We start from the raw sequence: 15,047 nt of genomic DNA, 5'->3' as shown, positions 1-15,047 counted from the left end.
GAGAAGATATATGAAATGTTACTGTGGATAACCTGCGTATTATCCATAAAAAAACCCGCCGAAGCGGGTTTTTCGCCAATCGTTCTGCGTAAGCAGAATGGATTAACGTTTGGAGAACTGTGGACGACGACGTGCTTTACGCAGACCCACTTTCTTACGTTCAACCTGACGCGCGTCACGAGTAACGAAGCCAGCTTTACGCAGTTCAGAACGCAGGGATTCGTCGTACTCCATCAGAGCGCGGGTGATACCGTGACGGATCGCACCTGCCTGACCGGAGATACCACCACCTTTAACGGTGATGTACAGATCCAGTTTTTCTACCATATCAACCAGTTCCAGCGGCTGGCGAACTACCATGCGGGCAGTTTCGCGACCGAAGTATTGTTCCAGAGAACGCTGGTTGATTACGATTTTACCACTGCCCGGTTTGATGAAAACGCGAGCTGCGGAACTTTTGCGGCGACCAGTGCCGTAGTATTGATTTTCAGCCATTGCCTATAATCCCGATTAGATGTCAAGAACTTGCGGTTGCTGTGCCGCGTGGTTGTGCTCATTGCCTGCGTAAACTTTCAGTTTACGGAACATAGCACGACCCAGCGGGCCTTTTGGCAGCATGCCTTTAACCGCGATTTCAATCACACGCTCAGGACGGCGGGCAATCATCTCTTCAAAGGTCGCTTCTTTGATACCACCGATGTGGCCGGTGTGGTGGTAGTACATTTTGTCAGTACGCTTGTTGCCGGTAACAGCAACTTTGTCAGCGTTCAGAACGATGATGTAATCACCGGTATCAACGTGCGGAGTGTATTCCGCTTTATGCTTACCGCGCAGGCGACGAGCCAGTTCAGTAGCCAGACGGCCCAGAGTTTTACCGGTCGCGTCAACAACATACCAGTCGCGCTGTACGGTTTCTGGTTTAGCTGTAAAAGTTTTCATTAAAAGCTTACCCAAATAATAAGTTACACGTTGGTGAACACCCAAACGTTTAGTCAGTTGAGGTTCACACGACAAAGTCCGGCAAACCTACCCCTTCGAATAGCACATGCCGACACATAGAAAGTTTCGGGAAAAAAACCTTCTCGTAACGTGGGGTCGCAAGATTATAGAGAAGTTGAGGTCAAAGATCGACCCTTAAATGTGATTTGGAATGGGTTTTTCGGGGTTGCGTACTGTGCGGTCTGGTGCCCTCACCCCCAGCCCCTCTCCCACGGGGAGAGGGGCGCATTTATTACGGCATATGCTCACGCTTGAGGTACTCTTCGCTCTGCATCTCTTGCAGGCGCGACAGGCAGCGCTGGAACTCAAACTTCAGGCGCTCGCCCTGATAGATCTCATATAAAGGCACCTCGGCGCTGACCACCAGCTTAACGTGGCGCTCGTAAAACTCATCTACCAGCGCGATGAAGCGGCGCGCTTCGCTCTCCATGAGTGGGGTCATAACGGGCACATCCCACAACATAACGGTATGGAACAGACGTGAAAGCGCAATGTAGTCATGCTGGCTGCGGGCGTCCACGCAGAGCGTTGCAAACGAGACGGCCAGCGTCTGGTTCTCTACGCCAAGCGTCGACAACGGGCGATGATTAATCTCCAGCGCTGGCGCGTTATCCCGCGGTGCCCCTGCCAGCGCCAGCCAGAGTTTATCCATCTCGCTGGCTGTGTCGGCGTTCAGCGGTGAAAGCCACAGGTGCGCCTGCGTTAATGTGCGCAGACGATAATCGACGCCGGCATCGACATTCATGATGTCGCAGTGCTGCTTAATGGCATCTATGGCTGGCAGGAAACGCGCCCGCTGAAGACCATTGCGATAAAGCTCATCCGGCGGGATATTTGAGGTCGCCACCAGGGTGATCCCACGCGCAAACAGCGCTTTCATGAGGCCCCCCAGCAGCATGGCATCCGTAATATCGGAAACAAAGAACTCGTCGAAGCAGAGCACGTCCGTTTCCGCCTTGAAGCGATCGGCCACAATCTCCAGCGGGTCGGTTTCGCCCTGGAGCGCCGTCAGCTCTTCATGGACCCGCAGCATAAAACGGTGAAAGTGCAGACGCTGCTTACGCGTGCCGGGCAGGCTCTGGTAGAACATGTCCATCAGCCAGGTCTTACCCCGCCCAACGCCACCCCACATATATAATCCACGAACCGGTGCGTTTACCGTGGGCTCTTTTTTGCCCAGTAAACGGCCGAATGCCGCCTTCAGCCCACTGCTCTGCACCGCATCGGCGGGTTTCGCCAGAATTTCCTGATAAATCGTGTCCAGGCGGTTAACCGCTTCACGCTGGACATCATCCGGCTGGTGTGTGCCCTCGCTCAGGGCCAGTTGGTAACGCGATGAAGGGGACAGGTTTTGCATGATGTTGTTGTTATTCCTTTAGTTAAACCTCACCAGCGCGCGTGGCTGATGAAAAAAAGGCCGTTCTACACTACGCGATGATACGTCAGGATTCCACTTCTGCGGAAATAGCGGTTATAGTGGCATAATCAGGCACAGGCAGGAGCCGAGCCAACACCCTACGGAACAACAAGACAACGGGAGAAGTTCATGACCTGGGAATATGCGCTAATCGGTTTAGTCGTCGGCATCATCATTGGTGCTGTGGCCATGCGTTTCGGTAACCGCAAATTGCGTCAGCAGCAGTCACTGCAATACGAACTGGAAAAGAACAAAGCCGAACTGGAAGAATATCGCGAAGAGCTGGTCAGCCACTTTGCCCGTAGCGCTGAGCTGCTGGACAACATGGCGACAGATTATCGCCAGCTCTACCAGCACATGGCGAAAAGCTCCAGCAGCCTGCTGCCGGAAATGACCGCGGAGACCAACCCCTTCCGCAATCGTCTGGCTGATTCTGAAGCCGGTAACGATCAGGCACCGGTTCAGATGCCACGCGACTATTCAGACGGCGCGTCCGGCCTGCTGCGCGGTGGCGTAAAACGCGATTAATCGCACAACCTGAATAAATTTTACGGGCGCACCTTATGCGCCCGTCCTTTCTTCCCGTCCCCAGCTATTATTTAGTCAAACACCTCATTGTTCAGCGGTTGAAAATTCAATAACATCAAGATGTTTTTGGGGCCGTTCTTTTTCATTCCAGGATACGAGAGTCAGCATCGATGAAGAAAAAAAACCAGCTGTTGAGCGCCTTAGCGTTAAGTGTCGGGTTATCTCTCTCGGCGTCCTTCCCCGTCAGTGCGGCACTGCCTTCGCAGGTGCCTGGACAAGAAGCCATTCCCAGCCTTGCGCCGATGCTTGAAAAAGTCCTGCCTGCGGTAGTCAGCGTTCAGGTGGAAGGGACGGCACGCCAAAGCCAGCGTATTCCCGAAGAGCTGAAGAAATATTTTGGCGAAGACGCGCCGGATCAGCAGGCTCAGCCGTTTGAAGGTCTGGGCTCAGGGGTAATTATCGACGCGGCTAAGGGCTATATCCTGACCAATAACCACGTGATCAGCCAGGCCGATAAAATCAGCGTTCAGCTGAACGATGGCCGGGAGTTTGACGCCAAACTGATCGGCGGTGACGATCAGAGTGATATCGCCCTGCTACAGGTACAAAACCCCAGCAACCTGACCCAGATCGCCATTGCTGATTCCGATAAGCTGCGCGTCGGTGATTTTGCTGTCGCGGTCGGTAACCCGTTCGGCTTAGGCCAGACCGCCACCTCCGGAATTGTCTCCGCCCTGGGGCGCAGCGGCCTGAATCTCGAAGGGCTGGAAAATTTCATCCAGACCGATGCCTCCATCAACCGGGGCAACTCCGGCGGTGCGCTGCTTAATCTGAACGGTGAGCTGATCGGCATCAACACCGCTATCCTCGCGCCAGGCGGCGGCAGCATCGGGATTGGTTTTGCCATTCCGAGCAACATGGCGAAAACTCTGTCTCAACAGCTGATTCAGTTTGGCGAGGTTAAGCGCGGTCTGCTGGGCATCAAAGGCATGGAGATGAGCGCCGATATCGCCAAAGCCTTTAAGCTCAACGTCCAGCGCGGGGCGTTTGTCAGCGAAGTGCTGCCCAACTCAGGCTCTGCGAAAGCGGGCGTGAAATCCGGCGACGTTATTGTCAGCCTGAACGATAAACCACTGAGCAGCTTCGCTGAATTACGGTCACGCATTGCCACCACGGAGCCGGGCGCTAAAGTGAAGCTGGGCCTGATCCGCGAGGGCAAACCGCTGACCGTGGAAGTGACGCTGGACAAGAGCACCTCCTCTTCCGCCAGCGCAGAACAGATCTCCCCGGCTCTACAGGGCGCTACGCTGAGCGACGGTCAGCTTAAAAACGGCACAAAAGGCATTTCTGTCACTACCGTTGAGAAGAGCAGCCCGGCCGCGCAGGCAGGTTTGCATCAGGACGACGTGATCGTGGGCGTGAACCGTACTCGCGTGCAGTCTATTGCCGAAATGCGTAAGGTGCTGGAGAGTAAACCGGCGGTCATTGCCCTGCAAATTATCCGTGGCAACGATACCCTCTACATTTTACTGCGTTAACCATTTGCGACTCCGGGCATCGCCGCTGCGTGTGATGTCCGGATAACTCATGTTATGCTGCAAACCGTTCCTTCTTTAACGACACACGCATCATGCTTTTAAAGCTCTTTCGTTCAATTGTCATTGGTTTGATCGTTGCCGGTCTGCTGCTGGTGGCTATGCCATCTTTACGCCAGTTCAACAAACTGTCGGCTCCTCAGTTCGACAGCACGGATGAAACGCCTGCGACGTACAATCAGGCGGTACGCCGTGCCGCCCCCGCCGTGGTTAACGTCTATAACCGCGGGCTTAACAGTTCTGCTCATAACCAGCTGGAGATCCGCACGCTCGGTTCCGGTGTGATCATGGATGACCGGGGCTACATCATCACCAATAAACACGTCATTAACGATGCCGACCAGATTATCGTCGCCTTGCAGGATGGCCGCGTGTTTGAAGCCCTGCTGGTGGGGTCGGACAGCCTGACCGATCTGGCGGTGCTGAAGATCAACGCCACCGGCGGTCTGCCGACTATCCCGATTAATCGCAAACGAACGCCGCATATCGGCGATGTGGTACTGGCGATCGGTAACCCGTACAACCTGGGCCAGACCATCACTCAGGGGATCATCAGCGCGACCGGTCGAATCGGCCTGAACCCGTCAGGGCGGCAGAACTTCCTGCAAACCGATGCCTCTATCAACCACGGTAACTCCGGCGGTGCGCTGGTGAACTCTCTGGGCGAACTGATGGGCATTAACACCCTCTCCTTCGACAAGAGCAACGACGGCGAAACACCGGAAGGGATTGGCTTTGCCATTCCATTCCAGCTGGCGACCAAGATCATGGACAAGCTGATCCGCGATGGCCGCGTGATCCGTGGCTACATCGGTATTGGTGGGCGTGAAATCGCACCGATGCATACGCAGGGCGGTGGTATCGATCAGATCCAGGGGATTGTGGTCAACGAAGTGGCGCCTGGCGGCCCGGCGGCCAATGCAGGTATCCAGGTGAACGACGTTATCCTTTCCGTCAACGGTACGCCAGCGGTCTCTGCGCTGGAAACCATGGACCAGGTGGCTGAGATTCGCCCGGGCTCCATCATCCCTGTTGAAGTCATGCGTAATGACAAGAAGCTGACGATCCAGGTCACCATCCAGGAATACCCGGCCACTAACTGACGGGCATAAAAAAACGGAGCTTAGCGCTCCGTTTTTTTTACCGGGACAAGATCACTTGTTAACGAACTCTTCGCCCAGCGTGATGTCTTTCTTCAGCGTATCCAGCATGCCTTCCATCGCGTTTTGCTCAAACGCGCTCAGCGTGCCGATAGACTTACGCTCTTCAACACCGTTTTTACCCAGCAGCAGCGGCTGAGAGAAGAAGCGCGCGTGTTCACCATCGCCTTCAACATAGGCGCATTCAACAACGCCTTTTTCGCCCTGCAACGCGCGAACCAGAGACAGGCCGAAACGTGCCGCCGCCTGACCCATAGACAGGGTTGCAGAACCGCCACCCGCCTTCGCTTCCACCACTTCGGTGCCTGCGTTCTGAATGCGTTTAGTCAGGTCAGCCACTTCCTGCTCGGTGAAGCTCACGCCCGGGATCTGCGACAGCAGAGGCAGGATGGTCACGCCAGAGTGACCGCCGATAACCGGCACTTCCACTTCCGTTGGCTGCTTGCCTTTCAGCTCAGCCACGAAGGTGTTGGAGCGGATGATATCCAGCGTAGTTACGCCGAACAGTTTGTTCTTGTCGTAAACGCCTGCTTTCTTCAGTACTTCTGCTGCGATGGCAACGGTGGTGTTCACCGGGTTGGTGATGATACCGATGCACGCTTTCGGGCAGGTTTCAGCGATCTGCTGAACCAGGTTTTTCACGATGCCCGCGTTGACGTTGAACAGGTCTGAACGATCCATACCCGGTTTACGTGCAACACCCGCGGAGATCAGCACCACGTCGGCACCCTGCAACGCAGGACGCGCATCTTCACCGGAGAAGCCTTTGATTTTCACAGCTGTCGGGATGTGGCTCAGGTCAACCGCCACACCTGGGGTTACCGGAGCAATATCGTACAGGGAGAGTTCTGAGCCTGAAGGCAGTTGGGTTTTCAGTAGTAGGGCAAGCGCCTGGCCGATACCACCAGCAGCGCCGAGGACTGCGACTTTCATCCTAAACTCCTTATTATGGTTAACTTAAGTATCTGTAACTCCGTTGCGGCGACCATAATTCAGCACGTCATTAATTACAATTTTCATCGCTAAAGAATTTGAGGTCGCACGTCTTTCACCTTCACCTGAATACTATCGGGCTGTAGGCAACAACGAATTAAGAGGGGGTTACAATACACCCTGCCACGCCACCAAAACAACATCATTTTGATAACATTTAATTTACTTTTAAGGTTATTTGCGCGGCGTGACCCAGGCATGTTTTCCGATAACGAAATCTGATAAAATCTCTCCCTTTCATAACATTATTTCAGCCTGGCGCCAGGTAGATAATTTGCATAAAAATTCATCCACATGCATAATAATGTTGTTTCTATCGTCATATTCCGGGTGACTTATGCGAAGCTCGTCTAAGCAAGAAGAATTAGTGAAGGCGTTTAAAGCGCTACTCAAAGAAGAGAAATTCAGTTCTCAGGGAGAAATTGTTCAGGCGTTGCAGGAACAAGGCTTCGACAACATCAACCAGTCGAAGGTCTCTCGCATGTTAACCAAGTTTGGAGCGGTGCGTACGCGCAACGCCAAAATGGAAATGGTTTATTGCCTGCCTGCTGAACTTGGCGTGCCAACGACCTCCAGCCCGCTGAAAAACCTGGTTCTGGACATCGACTATAACGATGCCGTGGTCGTGATCCACACCAGCCCGGGCGCAGCCCAGCTGATTGCCCGCCTGCTGGACTCGCTGGGTAAAGCAGAGGGGATCCTCGGAACCATCGCCGGTGATGACACCATTTTTACCACCCCGGCAAATGGTTTCTCGGTGAAAGACCTCTACGAAGCGATTCTGGTCCTGTTCGAACAGGAGCTGTAATTGTCTGCCCCGTAGCGCCTGACTGCGGGGATCATTCTGCTGCTTCCGCGTTTTACCCTGCTTTTCTCTGCCTGCTGTTTTTGCAAATAGTGCTTTTTACCACCTGTTAACATTCATTCAGTGAATGATCTGCCGCAAAATCGCACAAAAAATCAAATTGATCTATCGCTTTGATTTAGACAAGAAAAAACCATAAACCTCGCATTGTGGCGCTCCTTTTTATGCATTCGCGTTATAAAAAATGATTTTTTTAACACGTAATAACAGGCGAAACCATTAGTCTGGTATTAATTTTTTGCGTGATTAGTGTATACTTGATTTTGTGATGAGGGTCACAGAACAAAGACCCCAGTAAAATAATTGACGAGGTAAATAATCATGAAAATTAAAACCACTGTAGCTACCCTGAGCGTACTGTCAGTCCTGTCATTCGGTGCGTTTGCAGCCGACACCATTAATGCCGAACAGGCACAATCCCGTCAGGCTATCGGGACTGTTTCTGTTGGTGCCATCGGTACGTCTCCGATGGACATGCACGAAATGCTGAACAAAAAAGCGGAAGAACAGGGTGCGTCATCTTATCGCATCATCGAAGCGCGCAGTGGCGACCACTGGCACGCTACCGCAGAACTGTACAAATAAACCCTCGTCGTATCTCATCATACGACTTGCCCCTGACCTCCCGGTCAGGGGCTTTTTTATCACTGGCGCACGTTGAAACGCAGTTGCCCTTCCAGCTCCTCCTCCGCTTCATCAAACAATAAAATCAATGCGCCAAAGCGTCTGCGCAGTTTTTCAGGCAGATGGGTAAATTCGATTTCCAGCGGTAACGGCAGCCTGTCGCCGGTAACCACATCCCACAGCATATCAAGATTGCTTACGCTGCCCCGCTCCAGGTCGAACGCCCGAATAAACTCGCGATAGAAGTCTTCCTGACTCTCAATTTCGTCAAAATCAAAGGTATAAATTTTCATTGCCAGCCACCCGGTACAGGCGGGCGGCAAATGCCGCCCTGTCTATTATAATCCCCCGATATGCAGGGTTTTAACTTCCAGAAACTCCTCCAGCCCCAGCACGGACCCCTCGCGGCCCAGCCCGGACTCTTTTACGCCCCCAAACGGACCCAGTTCGGTCGAGACCGCACATTCATTAATTCCGATCATGCCGCTCTCAATGGCCTGTGAGACGCGGAACACGCGCGAAAGATTCTGGGTATAAAAGTAGGCCGCCAGCCCGTAAGGCGTATTGTTAGCGCGCATAACCACTTCGTCTTCCGACGTGAAGCGGAAGCAGGCGGCTACGGGACCAAAGGTCTCCTCTTCTGCCAGCTTCATGCCTTCATGGCAGTCACCGAGTACGGTTGGCATCCAGAAGTTGCCGCCAAGCTCGTGCGGTTTACCCCCAGCCAGCACCGTGGCGCCCTTCGCTACCGCATCTTCGACGTGCTCACGCACTTTCTCGACAGCCGAAGGCTCAATCAGCGGGCCGACAACGACGCCCTCGTCCAGACCGTTACCCACCTTCAGCGCCTTCACCGCATCGGCAAGTTGATTGACGAACTTGTCATAGACCGTCTCCTGAATATAGAAACGGTTTACGCTGACGCAGACCTGCCCGGCGTTACGGAACTTATTGGCGATCGCGCCTTTGACGGCGGCATCAATATCCGCGTCCTCGAAAACGATATACGGCGCATTACCGCCCAGCTCCATCGATACCTTTTTCATGGTCTCTGCGGAATTGCGAACCAGCGTTTTCCCGACGGCGGTTGAACCCGTAAACGAGATTTTGCGCACGTCATGGCTGGCCATAATGGCGTCGCTAATTTCTGAGGTGCTCCCAGCGACCGCATTCAGCACACCATCCGGCACACCGGCCTGCTTCGCCAGCGTCAGCAGCGCAAAGGCGCTCAACGGCGTGTTGTTTGCAGGTTTGATCACGCCGGTACATCCTGCTGCCAGCGCCGGGCCGAGCTTACGGGTGAGCATAGCCATCGGGAAATTCCATGGCGTGATAGCAGCAACCACCCCGACAGGTTCACGAGTGGCCAGAATACGGGAGCCAGGTTTAACCGGAGGAATGATTTCACCGTTGGCGCGCTTGGCCTGCTCGGCAAACCACTGAATGAAGCTGGCAGCGTAGTCCACCTCACCTTCAGCCTCTTTCAGCGGCTTGCCCTGCTCGGTAGTCATCAGCCGCCCGAGCCAGCTTTTGTTCTCGATAATCAGTTCATACCAGCGATAGAGGATCGCGGAACGCTCTTTTGCCGTTTTTGCGCGCCATGCGGGAAAGGCCTTCGTCGCGGCCACAATGGCCTCTTCGGTTTCGGCTTTTCCTGCTTTCGCCACTTTCGCAATGACCTCGCCCGTGGCCGGGTTTAGCACATCAAACGTGGTGTCGAGTGTTTTCCAGATACCGTTGACCAGATACCCGGTCTGAAAAAGAATACTGTCCTGAAGAGCCTGGGTTGTCATGTGTCCTCCCTTCCTGAATGTTTGAACCTGCAAGAATAAGTATAGCCACAAAAAAACCGACGCTTTTGGCGTCGGTTTTCTCTTCGTTAGCTGTCTGTCAGCGCATTCTGGTAGCGGTGTAGCATAAACACCAGCCGCTCTACCGGCTCGGTAACCTGCGGCGGCGCTTCCCAGATCCGCAGTTTCTCCTGGTAGATATCCAGCTCCTCCAGCAGTTGCTTAAAGTAGCGGCGACGTTTGTCATCACTGGATGCCGATATCACATGGTCCGCCGTGCGCCGTAGCTGGCGGTGGAAGGCGGACAAATCGTCGTTGATCGGCACTGGCGCGTTCCGCAGACGCTGGTGCGCGATAATCATGGTTAACGCCAGGCGGAAGCGGGCGACATCGCCCGGGAATTTATTTAGCAACAGGAACAGCTGCTGATAGAGCGCCGGCAGGTGGTTCTCCTTGCGCCGCGCGGTGTTGGTGGTCAAGGACGATACGGCGGCCGATACAAACTGATTCAGCAGCACGCGCCCTGTCCGCGCCTGAGAGTTATCCCGCACCAGCAGGATCACCATCATTGCCAGGAAACAGCCCACCAGCTGACCTAGTGCGCTATCCAGGAACTGACTGAAATGGAAGGTCATCGGGTTATCCAGCACGATGATGTTAATCGTACTCGCCAGTGCGCCTAACGATCCCAGACGGCGTTTTTGTACCTCAATCCCGATAAAGAACGCCATCACCGCCAGGCTGATGCAGAGCAAAAGCATGCTTTGCTGCGTCGAGGGAATAATCACCAGGAAGTAGAGCGCGCCAATGGGTAACGCCGCAATAGTGCCGTACAGAAAATCGATCGCGACCATGCGCGGGTTGGGCAGACGCATCGCCAGCGCGGTGACGACGGCAATCATCACCATCGCGCCGCTGCCAGACGTCCAGCCGGTCCACAGCCAGAACAGCGTGCCGAGTATACAGGCCAGGGTGGTACGCCAGAAGTTAACCATCGCATGATGGCGCTCGGCGGATTCAGGTTTGATCACCACTTCGCCCTGTAACACCTCTTCTTCCGCCGCACTGATTTTGGTGTTGCTAATCACGCCGCGTTTCAGGAGCAGGTAGCGCGTTGCGGCGCCTACCCAGGTATAAATGGTGACTGGCGTATCCCGTTCTCCTGTCCACGCAATCACACGACGCATGCGTTTAAGCTGTCGATGCACGTCCTGCACCGTCTCCACAGGCTCATCAAACAGTTCGCGGAAAGTATCCGTTACCACTTCGGGGCGGGTGTTCTGAATCAGGTAGGTTTCACACGCCTGGGTGATCAGCGTTAACGAGACGGTATTGATCGCTTTCAGACGACGGTTGGCCCGCTCCCAGCGGGAAGACTCCATATTGAGGTTACTGCGCATCCCTTCCAGCGCCTGCGTGCGGCGCACCAGCGCACTCCAGGCCTTGTCGACCTCTTCGCTGTCGCCGTGCTTAATGCACAGCTGCATGAGCTGGTACTGAGCAACAATCAGCGCGTCCAGCTCACGATCGACTTCCTGCTTGATGGATCGCGGAGAGAAGAGCAGGTCTGCGACAATCGCGCAGACGATACCAATGACAATCTCGCTGCAACGTTCCACGGCGAACTGCGGAGCAAGCAGCGGTTCACTCTGAATGGTGATGATAATAATCAGCGCGGTATATCCCGCCAGACCCCAGGCGTACGAGTTCTCCACCTTCACCAGCGAAGAGACCCAGGTGCAAAAACCCGCCCAGATACAGCATACAATCAGCATCAGCAGCGGCGTGCGGATCATCAGGATGATAATGGTCAGGGCGGCGATACAGCCGATAAAGGTGCCGATAATACGCAGCATCCCGCGATAGCGAATTGCCCCGGAGTAAGGTTCGCCACCCGCCGCGAAGGCAGGACCGGCAGCGACGATCGCGGCGGTCAGAACGGCCCAGCGCGGCGTTTCAAGCTGGAAATGGAAGCCAACAAACAGCGCCAGCACAATGGCGCATGCCAGCTTCACGGCGAAGCGGATGTGCTGGCTGGCGATGGAAAAAATGCCCATAGCGATCAACCAAACTCGCGCAGGCGATGGGCGATTTGACGGAAGATCGAATCCTGGCTGGCATCACGGTCTTTTTCACCCGTGATCACCACCGTCGCCGTGGTGCCTGCGGGCCAGAGGTTGCTCTGCTGCTCATCCAGACGAATGCGTACCGGTACGCGCTGCGCCAAACGAACCCACTCGAGGTTAGAATCGACGGTCGCCATCCCTTTTGAATCATTGGTACTGCTGGAGTTGGTCACCCCCGCGGCCACGCTGTCCACGGTTCCCTTCAGGACCCGGTTGCTGCCGAGCGGCGTGATTTCGGCGCGATAGCCCGGACGCACGCCTTCCAGCTTGGTCTCTTCCATATAGGCGAGGACGTAGAAAGAGTTCTGTTTCACCAGCGCCACGGCCGTAGAGCCGCGCGTGATAAACTCGCCCGCATAGACATTGAGGTTGGTCACCCAGCCATCGGACGGGGCGCGGATAACGGTACGTTCCAGATCGAGCTTCGCCAGATCGCGCGTCGCCTGCGCTTTTGCCAGCTGATGCAGCACGGTTTGCAGCACGTTATTGGACTGGTCAATCTCTTCCCGGGACATGGCCTGGATGCCCAGCTTGTTACGGCGTCCTGCTTCACGGCGTTTTTCAGAGGCCAGCGCGTTGTAATACGCCACGTCGGCTTCCGCTTCTTCCAGCGCTTTTTGATAGCGCGGCTGGTCGATGGTGAACAGCACCTGATCTTTTTTCACCAGTTGGTTATCGTGGACGTTGACTGCCGTAATGAGACCGGCGACATCGGGCGCTATCGCGACCACCTCCGCGCTGAAACGCGCATCGCGCGTCCACGGGGATTCGGTGTAATAAACCCAGGCGCGAAAAATAGCGATGAACGCCAGGATGACCAGCGCCATAGTGATGGCAGTGCGGGAGATTTTTCTTGTTAGCGTTTTCACATCAACCTCAGACAAACATGCGCGATATTAAATAGAACAGGCAGCAATACAGCGCGGTATTGAACAATGCAGGATGCCAGACGAAATCATAAATCCCGGTAGGGACCAGCACCTTGCGCACCAGCCAGAAGATCGCCAGTGATAAAAGAAGCTCGAAAAATATCGGTGGGAACGACAAACCGAACACCACGATAACGGGAAACAGACTCATGTTGACCTTGATTAAAGAGAGTGCAGGTTACTGGATTTTTATGCTCGCGCCGCCGCAGGAGAGCAAGAATTGCCGGGCGAGAGTGGCGCAGCCGTTATGTAATTAATAATATATTAACGTAACTGTTATGCTGTTATCTATCATATGTGATCTAAATCACTTTTAAGCCAGAGTGAATAATGGAACGTCTAAAACGCATGTCCGTCTTTGCGAAAGTGGTTGAGCAAGGCTCTTTTACCGCCGCAGCACGTCAGCTACAAATGAGCGTCTCATCCATTAGTCAGACAGTGTCAAAACTGGAAGATGAGCTTCAGGTGAAGCTGCTCAACCGCAGCACCCGCAGCATCGGGCTGACGGAAGCGGGTAAAATTTACTATCAGGGCTGCCGTCGAATGCTGCATGAAGTGCAGGACGTTCACGAGCAACTCTATGCCTTTAACAACACGCCTATCGGCACGCTGCGTATCGGGTGTTCTTCAACTATGGCACAAAATGTTCTCGCTGCCATGACGGCGGAAATGCTGAAAGAGTATCCCGGTTTAACCGTTAATCTGGTTACGGGCATTCCGGCACCGGACCTGATTGCCGATGGGTTAGACGTGGTGATCCGCGTTGGCGCGTTGCAGGACTCTAGCCTGTTCTCGCGTCGACTGGGCAGCATGCCGATGGTGGTCTGCGCTTCGAAAAGCTACCTGGCACAGTATGGCGTGCCGGAGAAACCTGCCGATCTGAGCAACCACTCGTGGCTGGAATACAGCGTTCGGCCAGATAACGAATTTGAACTGATCGCGCCGGAAGGGCTTTCCACTAAACTGCTGCCTGAAGGCCGCTTCGTCACCAACGATCCGATGACCATCTCACGCTGGCTGGTGGCCGGGGCCGGGATCGCCTACGTACCGCTGATGTGGGTGATCAACGAGATCAACAGCGGCGTGCTGGAGATCCTCTTCCCGCGCTACCAGTCCGATCCGCGTCCGGTGTACGCGCTCTATACGGAAAAGGACAAGCTGCCGCTGAAGGTGCAGGTCTGTATTAACTATCTGACGGACTATTTTGTGGAAGTGGCGGAGCTGTTTCAGGGCATGCGGGGCAGAAGGAAAGAGTAGGCTTTTCCCCTCTCCCCGTTGGGGAGAGGGTCAGGGTGCGGGGGAAAATTTACGCCGTGCCGCCCACCGTCAGATTATCTACTTTCAGCGTAGGCTGACCGACGCCCACAGGCAGGCTCTGGCCCTCTTTGCCGCAAACGCCCACGCCGTTATCCAGCTTCAGATCGTTACCCACCATGGAAATCTGCTGCATGGCCTCAATGCCGGAGCCAATCAGGGTTGCACCCTTCACCGCTTTGGTCACTTTGCCCTTCTCAATCAGATACGCCTCTGAGGTAGAGAAGACAAATTTGCCGGAGGTGATATCCACCTGACCGCCACCAAAGTTTGGCGCGAAGATCCCGTAATCAACGGATTCGATAATCTCCTGCGGCGTGGATTTGCCCGGCAACATGTAGGTGTTGGTCATGCGCGGCATCGGCAGGTGCGCGTAGGATTCACGACGGCCGTTACCCGTTGGCGCTACGCCCATCAGGCGCGCGTTAAGCTTGTCCTGCATGTAGCCTTTCAGTACGCCGTTTTCGATCAGCACGTTGTACTGGCCCGGCGTGCCTTCATCGTCGATAGAAATCGAGCCGCGACGGTCGAGCATGGTGCCATCATCCACCACGGTACACAGTTCGGAGGAGACAAGCTGCCCCATCTGACCGCTGAATACGGACGTCCCGCGACGGTTGAAATCACCCTCAAGGCCGTGACCGACCGCTTCGTGCAGCAGCACGCCAGGCCAGCCTGCGCCCAGAACCACCGGCAGCGTACCGGCA

16 protein-coding genes are annotated in these 15,047 nt (G+C 54.8%); 6 read left to right on the top strand and 10 right to left on the bottom strand.

Going from position 1 to position 15,047, the window contains the following annotated elements:
* Positions 1–102: 102 nt before the first annotated feature.
* The 3 genes from rpsI to zapE form a co-directional block, all read right to left on the bottom strand.
* A complete protein-coding gene (rpsI, locus tag DD606_RS00885) occupies positions 103–495 on the bottom strand; it encodes a 30S ribosomal protein S9 (protein ID WP_003860436.1) in 393 nt (130 codons plus the stop codon).
* Between the two features lie 15 nt (positions 496–510).
* A complete protein-coding gene (gene rplM, locus DD606_RS00880) occupies positions 511–939 on the bottom strand; it encodes a 50S ribosomal protein L13 (protein WP_003860434.1) in 429 nt (142 codons plus the stop codon).
* Positions 940–1,231: 292 nt separating this feature from the next.
* Positions 1,232–2,356, bottom strand: a complete 1,125-nt coding sequence (gene zapE, locus DD606_RS00875; RefSeq protein ID WP_023314916.1) for a cell division protein ZapE — start codon at positions 2,354–2,356, stop codon at positions 1,232–1,234.
* Positions 2,357–2,545: 189 nt separating this feature from the next.
* Between zapE and zapG the strand changes: the two genes are divergently transcribed.
* The 3 genes from zapG (at position 2,546) to degS (ending at position 5,642) form a co-directional block, all read left to right on the top strand.
* Complete coding sequence (zapG, locus tag DD606_RS00870; RefSeq protein ID WP_003860432.1) at positions 2,546–2,944, top strand: Z-ring associated protein ZapG; 399 nt, start codon at positions 2,546–2,548, stop codon at positions 2,942–2,944.
* Positions 2,945–3,114: 170 nt separating this feature from the next.
* Positions 3,115–4,482, top strand: coding sequence for a serine endoprotease DegQ (gene degQ, locus DD606_RS00865; RefSeq protein ID WP_003860431.1), 1,368 nt, complete (start codon positions 3,115–3,117; stop codon positions 4,480–4,482).
* Positions 4,483–4,574: 92 nt separating this feature from the next.
* Positions 4,575–5,642: an outer membrane-stress sensor serine endopeptidase DegS gene (gene degS, locus DD606_RS00860; protein WP_003860430.1), complete on the top strand. Its 1,068-nt coding sequence runs from the start codon at positions 4,575–4,577 to the stop codon at positions 5,640–5,642.
* 51 nt (positions 5,643–5,693) lie between these two features.
* Here degS and mdh read toward each other — a convergent pair whose 3' ends face one another.
* A complete protein-coding gene (gene mdh, locus DD606_RS00855) occupies positions 5,694–6,632 on the bottom strand; it encodes a malate dehydrogenase (protein ID WP_003860429.1) in 939 nt (312 codons plus the stop codon).
* A gap of 397 nt (positions 6,633–7,029) precedes the next feature.
* Here mdh and argR point away from each other — a divergent pair, with 397 nt between their 5' ends.
* Positions 7,030–7,500 carry a transcriptional regulator ArgR gene (argR, locus tag DD606_RS00850; protein WP_003860428.1) on the top strand — a complete coding sequence of 157 codons (471 nt, stop codon included), beginning with the start codon at positions 7,030–7,032 and terminating at the stop codon, positions 7,498–7,500.
* Between the two features lie 378 nt (positions 7,501–7,878).
* Positions 7,879–8,142: a peroxide/acid stress response protein YhcN gene (gene yhcN / locus DD606_RS00845; protein ID WP_003860426.1), complete on the top strand. Its 264-nt coding sequence runs from the start codon at positions 7,879–7,881 to the stop codon at positions 8,140–8,142.
* A gap of 59 nt (positions 8,143–8,201) precedes the next feature.
* Here yhcN and DD606_RS00840 read toward each other — a convergent pair whose 3' ends face one another.
* The 5 genes from DD606_RS00840 to aaeX form a co-directional block, all read right to left on the bottom strand.
* On the bottom strand, positions 8,202–8,474 hold the full coding sequence (locus tag DD606_RS00840; protein ID WP_003860424.1) for a barstar family protein: 273 nt from the start codon (positions 8,472–8,474) through the stop codon (positions 8,202–8,204).
* A gap of 45 nt (positions 8,475–8,519) precedes the next feature.
* Positions 8,520–9,974 carry an NAD-dependent succinate-semialdehyde dehydrogenase gene (locus DD606_RS00835; RefSeq protein ID WP_003860422.1) on the bottom strand — a complete coding sequence of 485 codons (1,455 nt, stop codon included), beginning with the start codon at positions 9,972–9,974 and terminating at the stop codon, positions 8,520–8,522.
* Between the two features lie 86 nt (positions 9,975–10,060).
* Positions 10,061–12,028 carry a p-hydroxybenzoic acid efflux pump subunit AaeB gene (gene aaeB / locus DD606_RS00830; protein WP_003860418.1) on the bottom strand — a complete coding sequence of 656 codons (1,968 nt, stop codon included), beginning with the start codon at positions 12,026–12,028 and terminating at the stop codon, positions 10,061–10,063.
* A gap of 5 nt (positions 12,029–12,033) precedes the next feature.
* Entirely contained in the window at positions 12,034–12,966 is a 933-nt protein-coding gene (gene aaeA / locus DD606_RS00825; RefSeq protein ID WP_003860417.1) for a p-hydroxybenzoic acid efflux pump subunit AaeA, read from the bottom strand.
* A gap of 7 nt (positions 12,967–12,973) precedes the next feature.
* Positions 12,974–13,177 (bottom strand): p-hydroxybenzoic acid efflux pump operon protein AaeX, encoded by a 204-nt coding sequence (gene aaeX, locus DD606_RS00820; RefSeq protein WP_003860416.1) that lies wholly within the window; start codon positions 13,175–13,177, stop codon positions 12,974–12,976.
* 179 nt (positions 13,178–13,356) lie between these two features.
* Between aaeX and aaeR the strand changes: the two genes are divergently transcribed.
* Positions 13,357–14,283: an HTH-type transcriptional activator AaeR gene (gene aaeR / locus DD606_RS00815; RefSeq protein WP_003860415.1), complete on the top strand. Its 927-nt coding sequence runs from the start codon at positions 13,357–13,359 to the stop codon at positions 14,281–14,283.
* A 49-nt stretch (positions 14,284–14,332) separates the two neighbouring features.
* Here aaeR and tldD read toward each other — a convergent pair.
* The coding region (gene tldD, locus DD606_RS00810) for a metalloprotease TldD (RefSeq protein WP_129258073.1) at positions 14,333–15,047 on the bottom strand (715 nt) is incomplete at its 5' end.

The sequence above is a fragment of the Enterobacter cloacae complex sp. GF14B genome (genome assembly GCF_004136805.1).
Taxonomy (GTDB): Bacteria; Pseudomonadota; Gammaproteobacteria; order Enterobacterales; family Enterobacteriaceae; genus Enterobacter; species Enterobacter hormaechei_C.
The sequence above is the reverse complement of the archived record's forward strand: the minus strand, read 5'-3'. Positions and strand labels throughout refer to the sequence as shown.

Excerpts from the sequence above, each read along its gene's own strand:
- rpsI (WP_003860436.1), bottom strand. The coding sequence starts at position 495 with ATGGCTGAAAATCAATACTACGGCACTGGTCGCCGCAAAAGTTCCGCA.
- rplM (WP_003860434.1), bottom strand. The coding sequence starts at position 939 with ATGAAAACTTTTACAGCTAAACCAGAAACCGTACAGCGCGACTGGTAT.
- zapE (WP_023314916.1), bottom strand. The coding sequence starts at position 2,356 with ATGCAAAACCTGTCCCCTTCATCGCGTTACCAACTGGCCCTGAGCGAG.
- zapG (WP_003860432.1), top strand. The coding sequence starts at position 2,546 with ATGACCTGGGAATATGCGCTAATCGGTTTAGTCGTCGGCATCATCATT.
- degQ (WP_003860431.1), top strand. The coding sequence starts at position 3,115 with ATGAAGAAAAAAAACCAGCTGTTGAGCGCCTTAGCGTTAAGTGTCGGG.
- degS (WP_003860430.1), top strand. The coding sequence starts at position 4,575 with ATGCTTTTAAAGCTCTTTCGTTCAATTGTCATTGGTTTGATCGTTGCC.
- mdh (WP_003860429.1), bottom strand. The coding sequence starts at position 6,632 with ATGAAAGTCGCAGTCCTCGGCGCTGCTGGTGGTATCGGCCAGGCGCTT.
- argR (WP_003860428.1), top strand. The coding sequence starts at position 7,030 with ATGCGAAGCTCGTCTAAGCAAGAAGAATTAGTGAAGGCGTTTAAAGCG.
- yhcN (WP_003860426.1), top strand. The coding sequence starts at position 7,879 with ATGAAAATTAAAACCACTGTAGCTACCCTGAGCGTACTGTCAGTCCTG.
- DD606_RS00840 (WP_003860424.1), bottom strand. The coding sequence starts at position 8,474 with ATGAAAATTTATACCTTTGATTTTGACGAAATTGAGAGTCAGGAAGAC.
- DD606_RS00835 (WP_003860422.1), bottom strand. The coding sequence starts at position 9,974 with ATGACAACCCAGGCTCTTCAGGACAGTATTCTTTTTCAGACCGGGTAT.
- aaeB (WP_003860418.1), bottom strand. The coding sequence starts at position 12,028 with ATGGGCATTTTTTCCATCGCCAGCCAGCACATCCGCTTCGCCGTGAAG.
- aaeX (WP_003860416.1), bottom strand. The coding sequence starts at position 13,177 with ATGAGTCTGTTTCCCGTTATCGTGGTGTTCGGTTTGTCGTTCCCACCG.
- aaeR (WP_003860415.1), top strand. The coding sequence starts at position 13,357 with ATGGAACGTCTAAAACGCATGTCCGTCTTTGCGAAAGTGGTTGAGCAA.